Here is a 17,793-nt window from a genome sequence, read left to right as displayed (position 1 = left end):
TCAAATTAAAGCACGCATCAAAAGATGCGTGCTATGAGTGATTGGCTATTAAATTCCTTGCTATTCTAAATAGCGGCCGTTAAGCCATATTCCTTAATGACTTGATTTAACGTTTCAAAAACCTTTGGCAACACATTTTGTATCGTTTCAGTCAAGCCAATTCCAGATTCTAGTGATTCTGGTTGGATGCCGATGAGACAAAGGTGTTTTGGAAATTCGTCCGTTAATTTCATTGCAGAAAGAACATCACAAATGCCGAGTTGGTGTGGCGAAATTTTGCGAGAGAAAAAGGTGGGCACTTGCTCGTCATGTAACACGACAATCTCACCCGGCTGTTTGTTAGCAAGCACGGCATCGACAATAATCAAATGCTCGCGATTTGCCATCGCATCCAGTAATTCCATGCCACAAGTACCACCATCGATGATGTCAAAGTGCGGTTGAATTTCAGGGCGTTTTTCAAGCTCCTGCACAACACGCACACCGACACCTTCATCGCTTAACAAAATATTGCCAACGCCAAGAATTAACGGCTTCATTACAACACCTTCACTTCAGTCACTTCGCCGTTTTCGGTATTAACTACGTGCACGGCACAGGACATACAAGGGTCGAAAGAGTGAATGGTTCTGACCACTTCTAACGGTTTAGTTGGATCTGCCACCGGTGTACCAATAATGGAAAGCTCATAAGGGCCCATTTGGTCTTGTTCATTACGCGGACCCGCATTCCATGTAGATGGTACAACTGCTTGGTAGTTTTCAATGCGACCGTCTTTGATGACAACCCAGTGAGAAAGCATACCACGTGGTACTTCACCGAAACCAACACCACGGAATTCACCGCTTGCTGGAATATCTGTTTTGATATACGCCGTCATATCACCTTTAGCGATATTATCAATGAGCATTTGCCATTGAGCACTTAAAATATCATTGATCGCACAGCAATGCACGGTACGACCGATAATACGTCCAAGGGTAGAATGTAATTGATCGGTAGTTAACGTGTTACCAGTCAATTTTTCATAAATGCCTTTTAATTCATTGAAGTGGTTGACAGTTGGCGTGTCATTCGCAGCCAAACCACACATTAAATAGGCGAGAGGCCCCACTTCGACAACTTTACCGTAGAAGGTTGGTGCTTTTACCCAAGAGTATTTACCATCATCTTGCCAGCCGGTATATTTCGGACGAGTTAAGCCAGCCCAAGGTTCTAATGGCTCATCATCTTCGTACCAAGCGTGTTTACCACTTTCTTTAATGCCTTTTACAACGAACTCATCTTTTTGTTGGTCGATTGCACGGAAAGTTGATAAATCGCCGTTTTCGATATAACCACCTTTCAACATGAATTTAGAGTTATCTGCATCAATTGGGTATTCAGGTACAGATAAGTAGTTGCCTGATGTTTTACCAAGGCTTAACCATTCTGGATAGTAAGCCGCAAATACTGCCGCATCTACTTTATATACTTGGTTAATGAAGTCAGTTAAGCGATCGATACAAGCTTTCACGAACATGAGACGTTCTTGGTTTAGTACCGCTTGGGAATCTAAGTTAATTGGGTTTGCTACGCCACCAATCGCCAAGTTTTGAATATGTGGTGTTTTACTACCGAGTAATGCCACCACGCGGTTAGCATCACGTTGACATTCAAGGGCTTGCAAATAGTGTGCGACGGCAATGAGGTTTACTTCTGGTGGAAGTTTCATTGCTGCATGACCAAAATAACCGTTAGCGAAAATACCAAGTTGTCCGCTATCCACTAATGCTTGGATTTTTTTCTGTACGTTGCGGAATTCGTTAGCACTGTTTAATGACCATGTAGATACACCTTTTAGCATATCTGCTGCTTTTTCAGGATCAGCTTTTAGCGCAGCGGTGATATCCACCCAGTCCATCGCGGAGAGTTGATAGAAATGCACGATATGGTCGTGAATGCTGTGGGCAGCAAGAATCATGTTACGAATATACTGTGCATTGACTGGGACTTTAGCACCGATAGCATCTTCTACGGCACGTACGCTGATAATCGCATGTACTGTAGTACATACGCCACAAATACGTTGCATAATCATCCATGCATCACGTGGGTCGGCTCCTTTTACGATATTTTCCATACCGCGCCACATGGTACCAGAGGACCAAGCATTGGTGACAACGCCGTTTTCAATTTCGCAATCAATACGTAAATGACCCTCAATACGGGTAATTGGGTCAATTGAGATACGTTTTTTTTCTGACATTATTCTGCTCCGCTAACTTTTTTGCTGAATGCCGCTTTTTCGGCAATAATTTTTTCTGAGTCTTCGGTATGTTTTTCTTTAAATACCGGTAATACAGGGAATAAACGAATGATTAAAATATAGGCACATACTTCAATAGAAACGAAACCGATTGAAATAAGCAATTCTTCCGCAGATGGGAAATATTGATAGCCGTTGCCTGGATTATACATGATAAGCGAATAGTTCATACGCCATAATGCTGCACCGAGTAACATGCTTAATGCCGAAATAAATAACCAACGGGAATCTGATTTTTTCTCCCCAAGGAAGAGGGTTAGTAATGGTAATACCATCAACCAGACTTCCATCCAGAACATCCATGCTTCAAATTTAGTTAATTTATCGAAGCCCACAACCATTTGCAGTTTGTCGTGATAAATCAACTCACCAAAACGCACCGCTAAGAAACAGAAGATCAATCCTGCAGTAACGCGTGCTAATTGAGTAAATAAATGACGTTCATCTGGTGTTTTTCCTGCAAGACCTGCTTTAACTAAAGAACCCTCAAAAATCACAATAGAGAAACCCATAATGAAAGCTGTCAGCAAGGAGAGAATTGGTAGCGCTTCATAGCTTTGCCATACCGGATGGACTTTGTGACCAGCTACAATCATCAAGGAACCCATTGAAGATTGGTGCATCATTGGTAACAAGGCACCCAAGGCAATAATGAAAAACATGATTTTATTCAGTTTATTAAACCATTTTTTCAAGCCGAAGAAACCAAGCCATACCGGGGCAAATTCTAGGGTCACTACGATGATATACACCGTCATACAAAATGCTGTTTCAAATAGAACGGAATTCGTGTTGAACTGCCCTGGAATGTAGAAATACGGTAAATGCCAATAACGCCCCATATCAATGGTGATAGATAAACCACCAAGGGAATAGCCGAATAAACTTGCAAGTAATGCTGGGCGAACAAGAGCGTGATATTTTCCTTTATTGAAAATATACACGGTCCAAGCGAGTGCCCAACCGCCACAGGCAAATCCTGTACCAACAAGTAAGTCAAAGGCAATCCATAAACCCCAAGGATAACCGCCATTAAGTGCGGTCACGGAACCAATACCAAAAACTAAACGTTTTAAAATTAATAAAACGCAAAGCACGGCAAGTGGTGCAAAAAAGAGAATTGCGGCAGAAACAAGGCGACCGCCTACCGGACGTGGATTACTCATGATGCTCATCCTCCGCTTCTTCGATTTCCTTACGTGCCTGACGCATGGCTTCTTTTTGTGCTGCAATACGCTCAGCGATCTTATCACCATGCATATTTTTGTAAGTCATAAAGGTTAGTCCGGCAAGTGCGACTAGTGGCAATGCTAAACCGCGATACAAGAAGTGTTGTAAATGCGCTGCACGAGAACCTGTTGCGACTTCATCTAAGTCTGGTAAACCAAGGTTAGCAAAAGGCACACCACTTAAGGCGAGTACCTGTGTACCACCACCTTCTTTTTCACCGTAGATATGATATTGATATGCTGGCACGGTAGCACGGTATTTATCAGTGCTATTGACGTGTTGACGTGGGTAATCATATTCAGTACCACGTAATAAGCTTAAACGACGTTTCGCTTCTGCCAATAATTCTTCACGTGTACCAAAAATAATCGCACCAGTCGGACAAACATGACAGCAACCAGGTAATTCACCTTTATCTAAGCGTTCAACACCTTTTTGGTTACAGAGTTCACATTTGCTGATTTCACCGAATGGATTATCGTAGTCGTATTTTGGTACATCAAATGGACAACCTACCATACAATAACGGCAACCGGTACAAATATCGGGATCGTATTTCACGATACCCGTTTTGGGATCTTTGGTGAGTGCTTGAACAGGGCAAACGGCAACGCAGTTAGGGTCAACGCAATGCATACATTGTTTTTTCACATAAGCATAACCGTTTTCTGTTTTGTCTTTATTTGTGCCGTCGCCATCACTCCATACTTGAATCACGTTACGAGTAAATGGAGTGAGTTTGTCGTTATTTGACCAAGTTTGATCACCTTTTGGATTCACGGGTGTGTGGTTCACGTTTTGACATTCTGCCACGCATGCTTGACAACCTACACAAAGGGTAGAGTCGTAAAGCATTCCAAGTGCGCCGGGAATAGGCTCAACCGCTTCCGATGCCTGCACATTTGATACAGGCAAAGTAGATGCGATTCCGCCAAGCATACCCGCTTTTAGAAATTTTCGTCTATCCATTATTATTTACCTGTATGTTCTTCTTTCTCTGCAGCTTTAGCTTCAGAACGGGCTTTATGTTGAGCGCTTAATTCGCGTAAGGTCACAACACTCACACCGGCTAGGATTGCAGCTGCACCGCCTAATAAACCAATAGCCGTCATGGTTGCACCTGAACCTTCGGTGTTATTAACATCTGGTTTTTCAACGCGTGGTGTTGGATTTTCTACGCCCGCTAATTGGAAAATACCTTTGGTAAAGCCGACGCCTTTTTCGTTACAACCATAGCAAGGGTGCCCGATACCGACTGGCCAGTTATTACCACCGACATCGCAGAATTCTAAGGTAGAGCAGTTGCCGTAAGTTTCTGGCCCTTTACAACCAAGATGATATAAACACCAACCGTTGCGGTGACCATAATCGCCGTATTCTTTGGCAAAACGACCAGCATCAAAGTGCGGACGACGATAGCAGTTTTCATGAATTAAGCGATCGTAAGCGAATAATGGACGATTTAATTTGTCCATTTCGGGTAGTTTCTTATAAGTAAGAATATAAGCAACAGTTGCAAGGAAGTTGTGTGGATTTGGTGGACAGCCAGGAATATTAATTACCGGCGTGCCTTTTGGTAATACTTCAGATAGGCTGCTTGCACCAGTTGGATTGCCACCGCTAGAAGGTACGCCACCCCATGCCGCACAAGAACCGATCGCAATAATCGCCGCAGCCCCTTTAGCGGCTTCTTGGATGTGTTCTACAATCGGTTTACCTGCTACCATACAATAGACGCCGCCGTCTTTCACCGGAATAGATCCATCTACGACTAAAACATATTTTCCATAATACTGTTTAATTGCATTATGTTTGTTATCTTCAGCTTGTTCCCCGAAGGCTGCAGAAAGGGTTTCGTGGTATTCTAAGGAAATCATTTCCAATACCAAGTTTTCTACTGTTGGGTGGGTGGCGCGTAGCAAGGATTCTGTACAACCCGTACATTCTTGCGCACCAATCCATAATACTGGTGGACGTTTAGGTTCTGTTAAAGCAGCGGTCATTTCTGCCCCCGCTTTTGAACTTAACCCCATAGTCGCCGCAAGTGCGGTACATAACTTCATAAAATCCCGACGGGAAACTTCTGCTAAAGCAGAAAATAATCCATCACTTCGTTGCATATAATCACTCCAATTGGCACGTTACTTGTATGGTTAATCTGACTATGATATGCCTTGATGCAGGAAATTTATTTGATCGTAATCAAAAATACCCTTATTTTCCTTACAAAATAAGTGGGTAAGTGATTGTTTTTACTTGTTTATTGAGAATGATTGTTATTTGTTGGTGACATATTTACTTAGAGTGCATTTTTTGTACACTAAATCATAATAATAAAGTAAGGATTTGGGCTCAGAAAAACTTCGTGAATATTGACCGCACTTCTGGGTGATATGAATGGGGAAGTGGATAAAACTAAATTCTTGGTTTTATTGATTTTTATCAACAAAATATTGTCTAAGTGAATAGATTTTATTGTGCTTTTCCCTATACTGAGTAGGGAAAATTTTCTATGGAGAAATAATGATGAATATAGTTGTAGGTATTGTCCTTCTCGGTTTAGCTTTCACTATTTCAATGTATAACAAACTGATTAGAAAACGTAATCAGGTGAGTAGTGTTGAAGCCAGTGTGGATGTTCAGTTGAAACGTCGTTATGATTTATTGCCAAACCTTGTCGCCACCGCCAAGGAATATATGTCGCATGAGCGTAGCCTGCTTGAACGTATTGTGACGTTACGTGAAAGTGCTAAATCAGCCCATTCTACAAGTGAAAAATTCCAACTCAATAATGAGATTTCGGGTTTATTGCGTAATTTACAGGTTCGTCTAGAAAATTATCCGGATCTCAAAGCCAATCAAAATCTTATGCAAATTCAGACCACACTTAGTGATGTGGAAGAGCAAATTTCTGCAGCAAGACGTACTTATAATTCAGCAGTTGAAGAGTATAACAATGCAGTGGAAATGTTCCCGTCAAATTTAATTGCAAACTTGTTTAATTTCCAGAAAGGAACATTTTTCGATATTCCTCAAAATGAAGCTGAAGTGCCTAATGTGGGTAATTTATTTAAACAATAAGTGGACAAACCATGAATACACCAAAAGAGATTGAAGGGATTCGTTTTCTGGGATTAGAAAAGTTAGATGAGGAACGTTTAGCTATAAAATCCCTCATCAATAAATGGATTATTATGCTATGCGTTGGGTTATTTTTCCTCATCGGAACGATAGGGTATGGGTATCTATTAAGTACAGCTTTAATCCTTGGTGTGCTCATTTATTCTTTTCGTCATTTATTTTTTAAATATAAGCGTTTTATCGCAGAATTTAAGACTCGCGTGATTAATACAATTGTCCAGGAATTTGGTTTTCACTTTAACGCTGATAGAGGACTGAATATTGGTGATTTCCTCTCCGTTTATGATAGTGGTCCCGCGACCTTCCGTAGTGAGGATTTAATCTTTGGTGAGTTTAACCAAACTGAAGTTGAAATTTGTGATTTTTCAGCATTTAACATGTCGTTGAAAGAGAAATCCGTTAAGGCATTAGGTGCTCAGAATTTTCAAGGCATTTTATTTAAAGCCACTTTTCCTAAAGAACTGGCTCATTGGGTTTATGTTTGTGATAAGAAAGAAGCAGGTTTAAGAAAAGAAGGTAAAATTGCATTGATGGATAATCCGTCTTTTAATCGGTATTTTGATGTGTTTACTGAAGATCAAATCTTAGCCAGATATGCTTTATCGCCTAAGTTAATGGAACGTTTTTGTGGACTGAAAGAGAAATTTAATTGCCCTATTTCGATGGTACTTCGTAACCGAGAAGTGATTATTGCGCTTAATTTAGGAAAGAATAGTTTTGAACCATCCTTTGAAAAGTCATTGCTAGAAGACAATACGATTCGTGATTATATTTCGAGTATCAAAGGCTTTACAGATATGGTGAAAGAACTCGGGTTAAATAACCATATTTGGAAATAAGTGTTAATGTAATAAAAAAGACGAGTTTAGATAAAAACTCGTCTTTTTGTTTATATGCTATGTATTTGTTTATTGGTTTTTTAACACCGAAAATTTTGACCGCACTTTTATTTCGCAAAATAGTCAGTTTTTTGCTATAATTCCGCACAATTTTCATTACAAAATAGAGAAAAACTATGTCAGAAACACCGGTTACAGAAAATGCTTATGGTGCATCAAGTATTAAAGTCTTAAAAGGGCTTGATGCGGTTCGGAAACGTCCGGGCATGTATATTGGGGATACCGATGATGGAACAGGCCTACACCATATGGTGTTTGAGGTAGTGGATAACGCGATCGATGAAGCACTTGCTGGCTATTGTTCCGATATTATCGTTACTATTCATGATGACAATTCTGTTTCCGTGCAAGATGACGGCCGTGGTATTCCAGTAGATATCCACCCAGAGGAAGGGGTTTCTGCGGCAGAAGTTATTATGACAGTGCTTCATGCGGGCGGTAAATTCGATGATAACTCTTATAAAGTATCAGGTGGCTTGCACGGAGTGGGTGTTTCGGTAGTAAATGCACTTTCTGATAAATTGCAATTAACTATTCGTCGCCAAGGTCATGTGTACGAGCAATTCTATCACTTGGGTGAGCCTCAAGGGCCTTTAACTATTATCGGTGAAACTCAAACGACGGGTACAACGGTGCGTTTCTGGCCAAGTCCAGAAATCTTTGCAATTACAACTTTCGATTACAAAATTTTAGCAAAACGCTTACGTGAGCTTTCATTCTTAAACTCTGGTGTATCAATTCGTTTAATCGATAAACGTGATGGCACAGAAGATCACTTCCATTACGAAGGTGGTATTCAAGCGTTCGTTGAATATTTAAATAAAAATAAAAATCCAATTCACCCAAAACCATTCTATTTTTCAGCTGAAAAAGACGGTATTGGTGTGGAAGTCGCATTGCAATGGAATGATGGCGTAAACGAAAACGTTTATTGCTTTACTAATAATATTCCACAACGTGATGGTGGTACTCACTTAGCCGGTTTCCGTGGCGCATTAACCCGTAGCTTAAATAACTATATGGAAAGCGAAGGGTTACTGAAAAAAGAGAAAGTGAGCACATCAGGTGACGACGCGCGTGAAGGTTTGGTAGCGATTATCTCAGTGAAAGTGCCCGATCCTAAATTCTCTTCACAAACAAAAGACAAATTAGTGTCTTCTGAAGTGAAAAGTGCGGTTGAATCTGCCATGAATGAGCGTATGCAGGAATATTTATTAGAAAATCCAGCGGATGCAAAAATCATTGTAAATCAAATTATTACAGCTGCACGTGCGCGTGAAGCGGCTCGTAAAGCCCGCGAAATGACCCGTCGTAAAGGTGCATTAGATATTGCGGGCCTTCCGGGTAAATTAGCGGACTGCCAAGAAAAAGATCCAGCACTTTCAGAACTTTACCTCGTGGAGGGGGATTCTGCGGGGGGGTCGGCAAAATCAGGTCGTGATCGTAAAACCCAAGCAATTCTGCCATTAAAAGGTAAAATTCTTAACGTTGAAAAAGCACGTTTTGACAAAATGCTTTCTTCTCAAGAAGTGGGCACATTAATTACAGCGCTTGGCTGTGGTATTGGTCGTGATGAATATAATCCAGATAAATTACGTTACCACCACATCATTATCATGACCGATGCGGACGTGGACGGTTCACACATTCGTACCTTATTGTTGACCTTCTTCTATCGTCAAATGCCAGAATTAATTGAGCGTGGTTATGTGTATATTGCTCAGCCACCACTTTATAAAGTGAAAAAAGGTAAACAAGAGCGTTACATCAAAGATAACGACGAAATGGTGCAATATGAATTAATGCTTGCGTTAGATGGTGCCGCGTTGCATATCAGTGCTAACGCACCAGCAATGAATGATTTAGTGTTTGAGAAATTAGTGAGTGAATATAACAATGTTCAGAAATTAATTACTCGCTTAAGTCGTTATTATCCAGAGCCATTATTGCAAGGTTTGGTTTATCAACCACAATTAACCGTTGATTTAATGCGTAATGAAAGTGCGGTCGAAAATTGGGCAAATTCTTTCGTTGCATACTTAACTGAAAAAGAAACAGAAGCGCATTTATATTCAGCGAGAACGCAGTTTAACAGCGAACGCCAAGTATATGAAGCAGTCATTACTGTTCGTAAACATGGTATTGATACCGATTACTTCATCAACTTTGATTTTGTCACGGGTAATGAGTTTGCGAAGATTACTGCCTTCGGTCAGCAAGTGAATGGCTTGCTAGAAGAGGGCGCTTACGTTACTCGTGGTGAAAAAACGCAACCTGTTCAATCATTTGAACAAGCCGTTGAATGGTTGATGAAAGAATCACGTCGAGGCTTAGAAATCCAACGTTACAAAGGGTTAGGTGAAATGAACGCTGAGCAACTTTGGGAAACCACCATGGATCCAAATGCTCGTCGTATGTTAAAAGTATCAATTAAAGATGCTGTTGCCGCAGACCAACTCTTCACTACATTAATGGGTGATGAAGTTGAGCCTCGTCGTGAATTCATCGAAATGAATGCCTTGCGAGCAAACTTAGACGTTTAGTCTAACATTCAAAAATATCACTAAAAATGACCGCACTTAGGGAAACCAAGTGCGGTATTTTTTTGAGTTAGATCACAAAAATAAAAATAATTCTCAATTCTATCTATTTTTTTATTTTATTCTTTTCTATAATTCTGCCAATTTTGCTATTTAAGGATAACAATATGAAAAAGAATAAATTTTTGGCAGTAGCCTATGGAATTTTACCTATTGCTACGGTATCCATTTCTCCATCTTCTTTTGCAGAAGAACAATTAGAGACGATTAATGTTGAAGGTGAATTGAATGCTGAGCGTCAAACACAAGCAGCAGTTGAACATAAAAGTGCTGCAGCTATTCAAAAAGAACTCATTCGAGATAATCGAGATTTAGTACGCTATACAACTGATGTTGGTATTAGTGATAATGGCCGATTTTTAAAAGGTTTCTCTATCCGTGGTGTGGAAGGAAACCGTGTTGGTATCAGTGTAGATGGGGTAAATTTACCTGATAGTGAAGAAAATACCTTATATTCGCGTTATGGGAACTTTAACTCTTCGCGCTTGAGTATTGATTCAGAGTTGGTTAGAGATATTGATATCGTTCGAGGATCAGATGCCTTTAATTCTGGTAGTGGTGCTTTAGGTGGAGGTGTTAATTACCATACTTTAGATGCGCAGGATATCGTTAAATCTAATAATAAATTTGGAGCTTTATTGCGTGGTGGATATGGTAGTAAGAATAGTGAATGGGTTAGAACATTAGGTTTTGGATATGTTGGCGATAAAGTGGATGCTATTTTTATGTATTCACAACGTACAGGTCACCAAATGAAAAGTAAGGGAGAGGGTCCTGAGTTTAACTACTCGAAAAGCCAACATCCAGATCCTGCTACTCACCGTTTTCATAGTTATCTAGCTAAGGTTGGTTATCAAATTACGCCTCACCATAAGGTTGGTATCGGTGTTAATGGTCAAAAAGGTAGCCGATATGTAGATGAACGCAGTTATACTTCTTTCGGAAGTGCTTGGCGTGAAGCGGATGACCAAAATAAACGTATCAATATCAACGCATACTACCTTTATACGCCAGAGTCTAACTACTTGTCATTTGGTAAATTGGATTTTGATTATCAAAAAACAGATTTGGCAGCAGTCAACTATAAAGGACTGCGCGATTGGCTAACAAATGAGAAAAAATTAGGTGAAGTTTTTGATCGTCGCATGAAAACTGAATTTAAACGAGTTTCTGCTGAATTAGAAAGTATGCCGTTTAAGTGGGGAGGGGATCATATTTTCTCTTTTAAAACTTATATAAGTGAACGTGAGTTTAAAAATATTAATCATGACACTAATGAGTATGGATTAGATGAATGGTACACCATTCAAAGACCTGTAAAAACGAAAATATATGGCGCGTCTTTAAAAGATCAAATTACATGGAATCCTCGTTTTGAAAGCGGTTGGAAGCCAACACTCTCAGCAAATCTCGGTCTTCGTTATGATTATGCTAAACTTTCTCCTAAAGCTTTAAATGCGGCTTGTAGTAAGGCTTGTTTAGCTGAAGGTGAACCTTCTCAAAGTAGCTTCTCAAATTGGAGTGGATTTCTTGGGTTAGGAATACAACCGACAGATACGTGGAAATTCGGTTATCAACTAAGTACTGGTTACCGGATTCCTACTGCTACTGAATTATATTTCAGCTTTACTAATGCTTATGGTACATGGAAATCTAATCCAGGATTAAAGTCAGAACGAAGCATCAACCATACGCTTTTTGCTAAGGCACAAAATGAAAAAGGTATGCTTGATATTAACCTATATCAAACTCGTTATCGGAATTTCTTGTTTGAACAAGAAAGTATCATTGAACAAACTCAATATGGACGGATTTACCAAACGCCAATGCAACAAATGGTTAATGTCGATAATGCCCGGGTAAGTGGTATAGAGGTAAAAGGAAGTCTTAATTTAGATACTGTTCTTCCAGCTCCTAAGGGATTAAAACTATATGGTGCATTAGGTTATAGCAAAGGCAAATTATCTAATTCAACCAGCATGCTTTCAATTCAACCGCTAAAAGCTGTTTTGGGGCTTGATTATGAAGATCCAAATGGTAAATGGGGTATTTTTAGTCGATTAACCTATTTAGGTGGTAAAAAAGCAAAAGATGCGAAAACATTTGAAATTAAAACGCGTTGTTTATCATGGACCAACGATCCTTGGTTAGGTGATTATTGTTCAAAAGAAGAGTTATATCAATCTATTGAAAACTATAAATATCTTAATAAATCTGTTTATTTAGTTGATTTATTTGGATTCTATAAAGTGACTGAAGATATTACATTAAGAGCTGGGGTATATAACCTTTTTGATAAAAAATATCATACTTGGGATGCTTTGCGCGGTATTAATGCACACAGTACAACAAATAATATTGATAGAAATGGATTAGGTCTTGAACGCTTCTATGCACCTGGGCGCAACTTTGCAGCCTCTATTGAAATTCGTTTTTAATTATTAAATTGTTTATAGCAAAGTACGCATAGTAATGTGCGTACTTCTTTTTGTTTTAGGAGCAATCATTATGATGATAGATAAACGCCTAATTAACACGGTGGCCGACAGTAAAAAATGGATTGGAATCACGGTGTTATGGAACTGGGTGGCGTTAATTGGTGGGATTATAAGTGCCGTCGTGTTTTCTTATATTTTACAGGCGGCTTATTTTAATGAATTGGGCCCGATAAGTGCGGTCATTTTGGGCATCGTTTTGGTTGCTGCTTTGGCATTGCGTGCCTTTGCGGGTAAAAAATCGGTGCAGGCTTCTTATTTTGCCAGTACGAAAGTGAAACATGAGTTGCGTAGCCTCATTTATCGCAAATTGGCTTCGATGCCACTTAACCAAGTGAATCAACAATCTACTTCAAGTATTATCCAAGTGGCTTCAGAAGGTGTGGAGCAGCTTGAAATTTACTTTGGGCGTTATTTACCTCAGCTTTTTTATAGCTTGCTTGCCCCGCTCACACTCTTCGCTTTTCTGATCTTTTTCAGCTTTAAAACAGCCGTGATTTTGCTGATTTGCGTGCCGCTGATTCCTATGTCGATCATTGCAGTGAATAAAATTGCGAAAAAACTCTTGGCAAAATATTGGTCCATTTATGTGGGATTAGGCAGCAGTTTCTTAGATAACCTACAAGGTTTAATCACGCTGAAAATCTATCAAGATGATGCTTATAAAGCGAAAGCAATGGATGAAGAAGCAGAACATTTCCGCAAAATCACTATGAAAGTACTGACCATGCAGCTTAACTCGGTATCACTGATGGATTTACTTGCTTACGGTGGTGCTGCAATCGGGATTTTAACAGCTCTGTTGCAATTCCAAGACAATCAATTAACCGTATTAGGTGTCATTTTATTTATTCTACTTTCTTCTGAATTCTTTATTCCACTTCGTTTATTGGGTTCTTTCTTCCATGTGGCGATGAATGGTAAAGCGGCATCAGATAAGATCTTTACATTGTTAGATACGCCAGTGGAAACTCAAGCACAAGCGGTCGATTTTGCAGCGAAAAATGCTATTCAAGTGGATATTCAAGATCTGCATTTTGCTTACAGCGAAGAGAAACCTGCGATTGTTGGCTTAGATTTAAGCATCTTACCAAATCAGCTTACGGTATTTGTGGGTAAAAGTGGTTGTGGTAAATCAACCTTGGTTTCATTGCTAATGGGCTTTAATAAAGCGCAACAAGGCAAAATTCTATTCAACGGCCAAGAAATTCAAGAGATTGATCGTCATTCGTTTTATGAAAAAGTGTCTTTGGTGAGCCATAGCAGTTATGTGTTTAAAGGTACGCTACGTGAAAATATGACCATGGCGAAAATCGATGCTACAGATGAACAAATTTATGCGTGTTTAGAACAAGTCAATTTGGCGCAATTCGTTCGAGATAACGGCGGATTAGATATGCAGTTATTAAGCCGTGGCGCGAATTTATCTGGCGGTCAAATCCAACGTTTAGCCTTAGCGCGTGCTTTATTACACAATGCCGAGCTTTATATTTTTGACGAAGCGACCAGTAACATTGATGTAGAAAGCGAAGAAATTATTTTGCAGTTCATTCAACAATTTAAACAACAAAAAAACATTGTGATGATTTCTCACCGCTTGGCCAATGCCGTGAATGCCGACTGCATTAATGTGCTTGAACAAGGCAAATTAATTGAGCAAGGCACACATAAAGAGCTTATGGCAAAACAAGGTGCGTATGCTGAAATGTTCCAACAACAAAAAGATTTAGAACAAATTAGAGAGGTGGCAAATGCGTAAAAATGGTTTTGTTGTAATGGGGCATTTGTTGAAATTAGTGACCCCACTGTCGCATATCATGGCGTTTACTATCACCATGGGAACGCTCGGTTTCTTGGCTGCCATCTTTATTATGGTGCTTGGTGCGATGGGGTTAGTGAATCTTCTTAACTTTGACACCCATTTAAGTTTTTCTGGAATTTTGACCGCACTTATCGTGTTAGCGGTGGCTCGTGGCGTGTTGCGTTATTTAGAGCAAATGTCAGGGCACTATATTGCTTTTAAATTATTGGCATTATTGCGAGATAAAGTATTTTCTTCCTTACGCCGTTTGGCTTTTGTGAAGTTGCAAGACAAACAAGCGGGGCAATTAGTGTCCTTGGTGACTAATGATATCGAATTGCTCGAAGTGTTCTATGCGCACACCATTGCACCAATTATGATCGCGTTTTTTACTTCTGCGATTTTATTGTTGGTCTTTGGGCATCTTTCAGGTTGGTTTGTGCTTGTGGCATTAGCCGCTTATTTAACGGTGGGTGTGATATTACCAATTATCACCACTAAATTGGCCCGTGAAGATGGTCGACGCTATCGTGAGTTGGTTGGTGAAATGAATGATTTCTTCCTCGATAGTGTGCGTGGTATGAAAGAGATCCAACTTTTCGGCTATGTGAAACAGCGCTTAGATGAAATTCAACAACGCAGCCAAAAAATCGATACCGCTTTTGAGCGCATTAAAGACCAAGAAGCAAAAGTACGTGTTTACACTGAAGTGGCGGTATCCGTGTTTAACATCATTATGTTATTCACCGGCTTAATTTTGTTTAGTCTAGATAAGATTGATTTTTCTGCCTTTTTAATTGGCGTGATTTTATTGATGTCGAGCTATGGCCCCGTTATTGCATTAAGTAACCTTTCAAGCAACTTGTTACAAACCTTGGCTTCAGGTGAGCGTGTATTGAGCTTGCTAGCAGAAGAACCCGAATTAAAAGACGTAGAAAGTGCGGTCGATTTGAAGGATGTTTCTCGCATTGATGTTGAGAACGTAAGTTTTGCTTATGGTGAAGAACAAATTTTATCGGATGTTAGCTTGTCTGTGAAAAAGGGTGAAATCTTAGGGATTCATGGCAGAAGTGGTAGCGGTAAAAGCACCTTGTTAAAACTGCTGATGCGTTTTTACGATCCTAAATCGGGTAGCATTAAAATTAATGGCGAAATCTTACCGAATATCAACACCCGTAGTTTGCGAGACAATATGGCGTACATTACCCAGCAAACCTATATTTTCAACGAAACCATCGAGGAAAATATTCGCCTTGCGCGTCGTGATGCAACACTAGACGAAATTATGGAAGCTGCGAAGAAAGCGTCAATTCATGATTTCATTTTGAGTTTGCCCGAAGGTTATCAAACGAAAATGACCGAATTAGGCGGTAACCTTTCTGATGGTGAAAAACAGCGTATCGGTATTGCTCGTGCATTCCTACACAACGCACCGATTATTTTACTCGATGAACCGACCAGTAATTTGGATAGCTTGAACGAAGCGATGATTTTGAAATCATTGTTGAACGTGAAAGCAGAAAAATTGATTATTCTCGTGAGTCATCGCCAATCTACCATGGCGATTTGCGATCAGGTGATTGGCATTGAGAATGGAAGAATGTCGTAAGGCAGTGATAAAAAGAGCGGTCAAATTGACCGCTCTTTTTTTATTTTCTTAATTTCACTAATTCAACTTCGTGATTTTCACCTTTTCTAAGAATTAGATTGGCGCGTTCACGAGTCGGCAGAATGTTTTGTTTTAAATTCAATCCGTTAATGTTATCCCAAATGTTGCTGGCTGTTTCAATGGCTTCTTGCTCAGAGAGATTAGCATAATGTTTAAAATAGGAATCCGGATTGGTGAAAGCACTTTGACGGAATTTTAAGAATCGTTTGATGTACCATTCTTTGAGTAAGTTCTCATCAGCATCAACATAAATAGAAAAATCCACAAAATCAGACACGAAGGTTTGATTGGCTTTATTTGAACCTGTTTGAAGAACGTTTAGTCCTTCTAAAATTAAAATATCCGGTTGATCGACAATATCGAACTTATCAGGAACGATATCGTAAGTCAGATGAGAATAAATGGGCGATTTCACCGATGGTTTACCTGATTTGATATCAGCTAAAAAACGAATTAATTTGGCCGTGTCATAAGAAATAGGGAAGCCTTTCTTCTGTAGCAAATCGTCTTTTTTTAGTTTTTCTAATGGATAGAGAAAACCATCAGTAGTAATCAGATCAACTTTTCGTTCGGTAGGCCAGTGGGTTAGCAAAGATTGCAAAATACGTGCTGATGTACTTTTCCCAACAGCAACGCTACCCGCGATACTAATGATGTAAGGGACTTTAGGGCTCTGTCCGCCAAGAAAACGATTTAAAACGGTTTGGCGGCGAAGGTTTTCGTCAATGTAGTAGTTAATAAGACGTGCAAGTGGCAGGTAAATGGTGCTCACTTCATCAAGAGAAAGCTCTTCATTAAAACCTAAAAGTGGTTTGAGATCTTGCTCCGTTAATTTTAGCGGAACGGATTTTCTTAATTCGGCCCATTGTTGACGGCTAAAGTTCAGAAAGGGCGTTAGTTGTTCGGTAATTTCCACGGTGCTTTATATCTAGAGTGAAAAAATTGGACAAAATATACCCTATAAATGAGTTGTGATCATCGTTTTTTATTAAAAGTGGTGAGTTTTAAAGCAAGAATGTGGCTTTTTGCTTGTAAATTAGACGAATAGTTAAAAAAAACGCATTTTTCATAAAAAAAACTTGTCAGGCATAATATTTTCCATATAATACGCCTCACTTGCTTACAACACGCCGACTTAGCTCAGTAGGTAGAGCAACTGACTTGTAATCAGTAGGTCACCAGTTCGATTCCGGTAGTCGGCACCATCCTTTAGTAAACAAGTATTCATTTAGCGTGGAGGGGTTCCCGAGCGGCCAAAGGGGGCAGACTGTAAATCTGTTGGCTCAGCCTTCGAAGGTTCGAATCCTTCTCCCTCCACCATTTTCTAAATGAATTCTGATGGGACAGATGAATTTAGGACTGCGGGCATCGTATAATGGCTATTACCTTAGCCTTCCAAGCTAATGATGCGGGTTCGATTCCCGCTGCCCGCTCCAAACGCTGATATAGCTCAGTTGGTAGAGCGCACCCTTGGTAAGGGTGAGGTCGGCGGTTCAAATCCGCCTATCAGCACCAGCCTTCCAAATTCCTCTCTCCTTATTAAATAGTAATGATTTTATTGGTTAATGTGGTTTAATTTACCCATCGATAACCGTGTCTATTTAGAGGGACTCTTTAAATGTCTAAAGAAAAATTTGAACGTACAAAACC

12 protein-coding genes and 4 tRNA genes are annotated in these 17,793 nt (G+C 39.8%); 10 read left to right on the top strand and 6 right to left on the bottom strand.

Annotation, left to right across the window (positions count from 1 at the left end; all coding sequences use genetic code 11):
* Window positions 1-65: 65 nt before the first annotated feature.
* From HMPREF3279_RS03955 to hybO, 5 genes are read right to left on the bottom strand one after another with little or no spacing between them, the layout of a single operon-like run.
* Window positions 66-539 (bottom strand): HyaD/HybD family hydrogenase maturation endopeptidase, encoded by a 474-nt coding sequence (locus HMPREF3279_RS03955; protein WP_070868149.1) that lies wholly within the window; start codon window positions 537-539, stop codon window positions 66-68.
* Window positions 539-2,248: a hydrogenase 2 large subunit gene (gene hybC / locus HMPREF3279_RS03950; RefSeq protein ID WP_049365051.1), complete on the bottom strand. Its 1,710-nt coding sequence runs from the start codon at window positions 2,246-2,248 to the stop codon at window positions 539-541. Before hybC ends, HMPREF3279_RS03955 begins: the two co-directional genes overlap by 1 nt.
* Window positions 2,248-3,474 (bottom strand): Ni/Fe-hydrogenase cytochrome b subunit, encoded by a 1,227-nt coding sequence (gene hybB, locus HMPREF3279_RS03945; protein ID WP_005695037.1) that lies wholly within the window; start codon window positions 3,472-3,474, stop codon window positions 2,248-2,250. Before hybB ends, hybC begins: the two co-directional genes overlap by 1 nt.
* Complete coding sequence (gene hybA, locus HMPREF3279_RS03940; RefSeq protein WP_049383968.1) at window positions 3,467-4,507, bottom strand: hydrogenase 2 operon protein HybA; 1,041 nt, start codon at window positions 4,505-4,507, stop codon at window positions 3,467-3,469. Before hybA ends, hybB begins: the two co-directional genes overlap by 8 nt.
* A 2-nt stretch (window positions 4,508-4,509) precedes the next feature.
* Window positions 4,510-5,658, bottom strand: coding sequence for a hydrogenase 2 small subunit (gene hybO / locus HMPREF3279_RS03935; protein ID WP_049365049.1), 1,149 nt, complete (start codon window positions 5,656-5,658; stop codon window positions 4,510-4,512).
* Between the two features lie 403 nt (window positions 5,659-6,061).
* Between hybO and HMPREF3279_RS03930 the strand changes: the two genes are divergently transcribed.
* From HMPREF3279_RS03930 to cydC, 6 genes are all read left to right on the top strand, one after another.
* Window positions 6,062-6,619 (top strand): LemA family protein, encoded by a 558-nt coding sequence (locus HMPREF3279_RS03930; protein ID WP_257282832.1) that lies wholly within the window; start codon window positions 6,062-6,064, stop codon window positions 6,617-6,619.
* Window positions 6,620-6,630: 11 nt separating this feature from the next.
* Window positions 6,631-7,518, top strand: a complete 888-nt coding sequence (locus HMPREF3279_RS03925) for a DUF3137 domain-containing protein (RefSeq protein ID WP_070868148.1) — start codon at window positions 6,631-6,633, stop codon at window positions 7,516-7,518.
* Between the two features lie 176 nt (window positions 7,519-7,694).
* On the top strand, window positions 7,695-10,121 hold the full coding sequence (gyrB, locus tag HMPREF3279_RS03920) for a DNA topoisomerase (ATP-hydrolyzing) subunit B (protein WP_070868147.1): 2,427 nt from the start codon (window positions 7,695-7,697) through the stop codon (window positions 10,119-10,121).
* Window positions 10,122-10,285: 164 nt separating this feature from the next.
* Window positions 10,286-12,616, top strand: a complete 2,331-nt coding sequence (locus HMPREF3279_RS03915) for a TonB-dependent hemoglobin/transferrin/lactoferrin family receptor (RefSeq protein WP_070868146.1) — start codon at window positions 10,286-10,288, stop codon at window positions 12,614-12,616.
* Window positions 12,617-12,686: 70 nt separating this feature from the next.
* Window positions 12,687-14,432 carry an ABC transporter ATP-binding protein/permease gene (locus HMPREF3279_RS03910; RefSeq protein ID WP_070868145.1) on the top strand — a complete coding sequence of 582 codons (1,746 nt, stop codon included), beginning with the start codon at window positions 12,687-12,689 and terminating at the stop codon, window positions 14,430-14,432.
* Window positions 14,425-16,083 carry a thiol reductant ABC exporter subunit CydC gene (gene cydC, locus HMPREF3279_RS03905; RefSeq protein WP_070868144.1) on the top strand — a complete coding sequence of 553 codons (1,659 nt, stop codon included), beginning with the start codon at window positions 14,425-14,427 and terminating at the stop codon, window positions 16,081-16,083. Before HMPREF3279_RS03910 ends, cydC begins: the two co-directional genes overlap by 8 nt.
* 40 nt (window positions 16,084-16,123) lie before the next feature.
* Here cydC and coaA read toward each other — a convergent pair whose 3' ends face one another.
* Entirely contained in the window at window positions 16,124-17,059 is a 936-nt protein-coding gene (coaA, locus tag HMPREF3279_RS03900) for a type I pantothenate kinase (RefSeq protein ID WP_005695046.1), read from the bottom strand.
* Window positions 17,060-17,272: 213 nt separating this feature from the next.
* On the opposite strand from coaA, the gene HMPREF3279_RS03895 reads away from it, so the two are divergent.
* The 4 genes from HMPREF3279_RS03895 to HMPREF3279_RS03880 all read left to right on the top strand — a co-directional run bounded on the left by HMPREF3279_RS03895 (window position 17,273) and on the right by HMPREF3279_RS03880 (window position 17,658).
* Window positions 17,273-17,348: transfer RNA gene (locus HMPREF3279_RS03895), tRNA-Thr, on the top strand.
* A gap of 30 nt (window positions 17,349-17,378) precedes the next feature.
* Window positions 17,379-17,463: transfer RNA gene (locus tag HMPREF3279_RS03890), tRNA-Tyr, on the top strand.
* Window positions 17,464-17,504: 41 nt separating this feature from the next.
* Window positions 17,505-17,579, top strand: a tRNA-Gly gene (locus HMPREF3279_RS03885).
* Window positions 17,580-17,582: 3 nt separating this feature from the next.
* Window positions 17,583-17,658 (top strand) — tRNA-Thr (locus tag HMPREF3279_RS03880).
* The last annotated feature ends 135 nt before the right edge of the window (window positions 17,659-17,793 follow it).

The sequence above is a fragment of the Haemophilus sp. HMSC71H05 genome (genome assembly GCF_001838635.1).
In the GTDB taxonomy this organism is placed as follows: domain Bacteria; phylum Pseudomonadota; class Gammaproteobacteria; order Enterobacterales; family Pasteurellaceae; genus Haemophilus_D; species Haemophilus_D parainfluenzae_R.
This window is presented reverse-complemented; position numbering and strand designations above follow the sequence as displayed.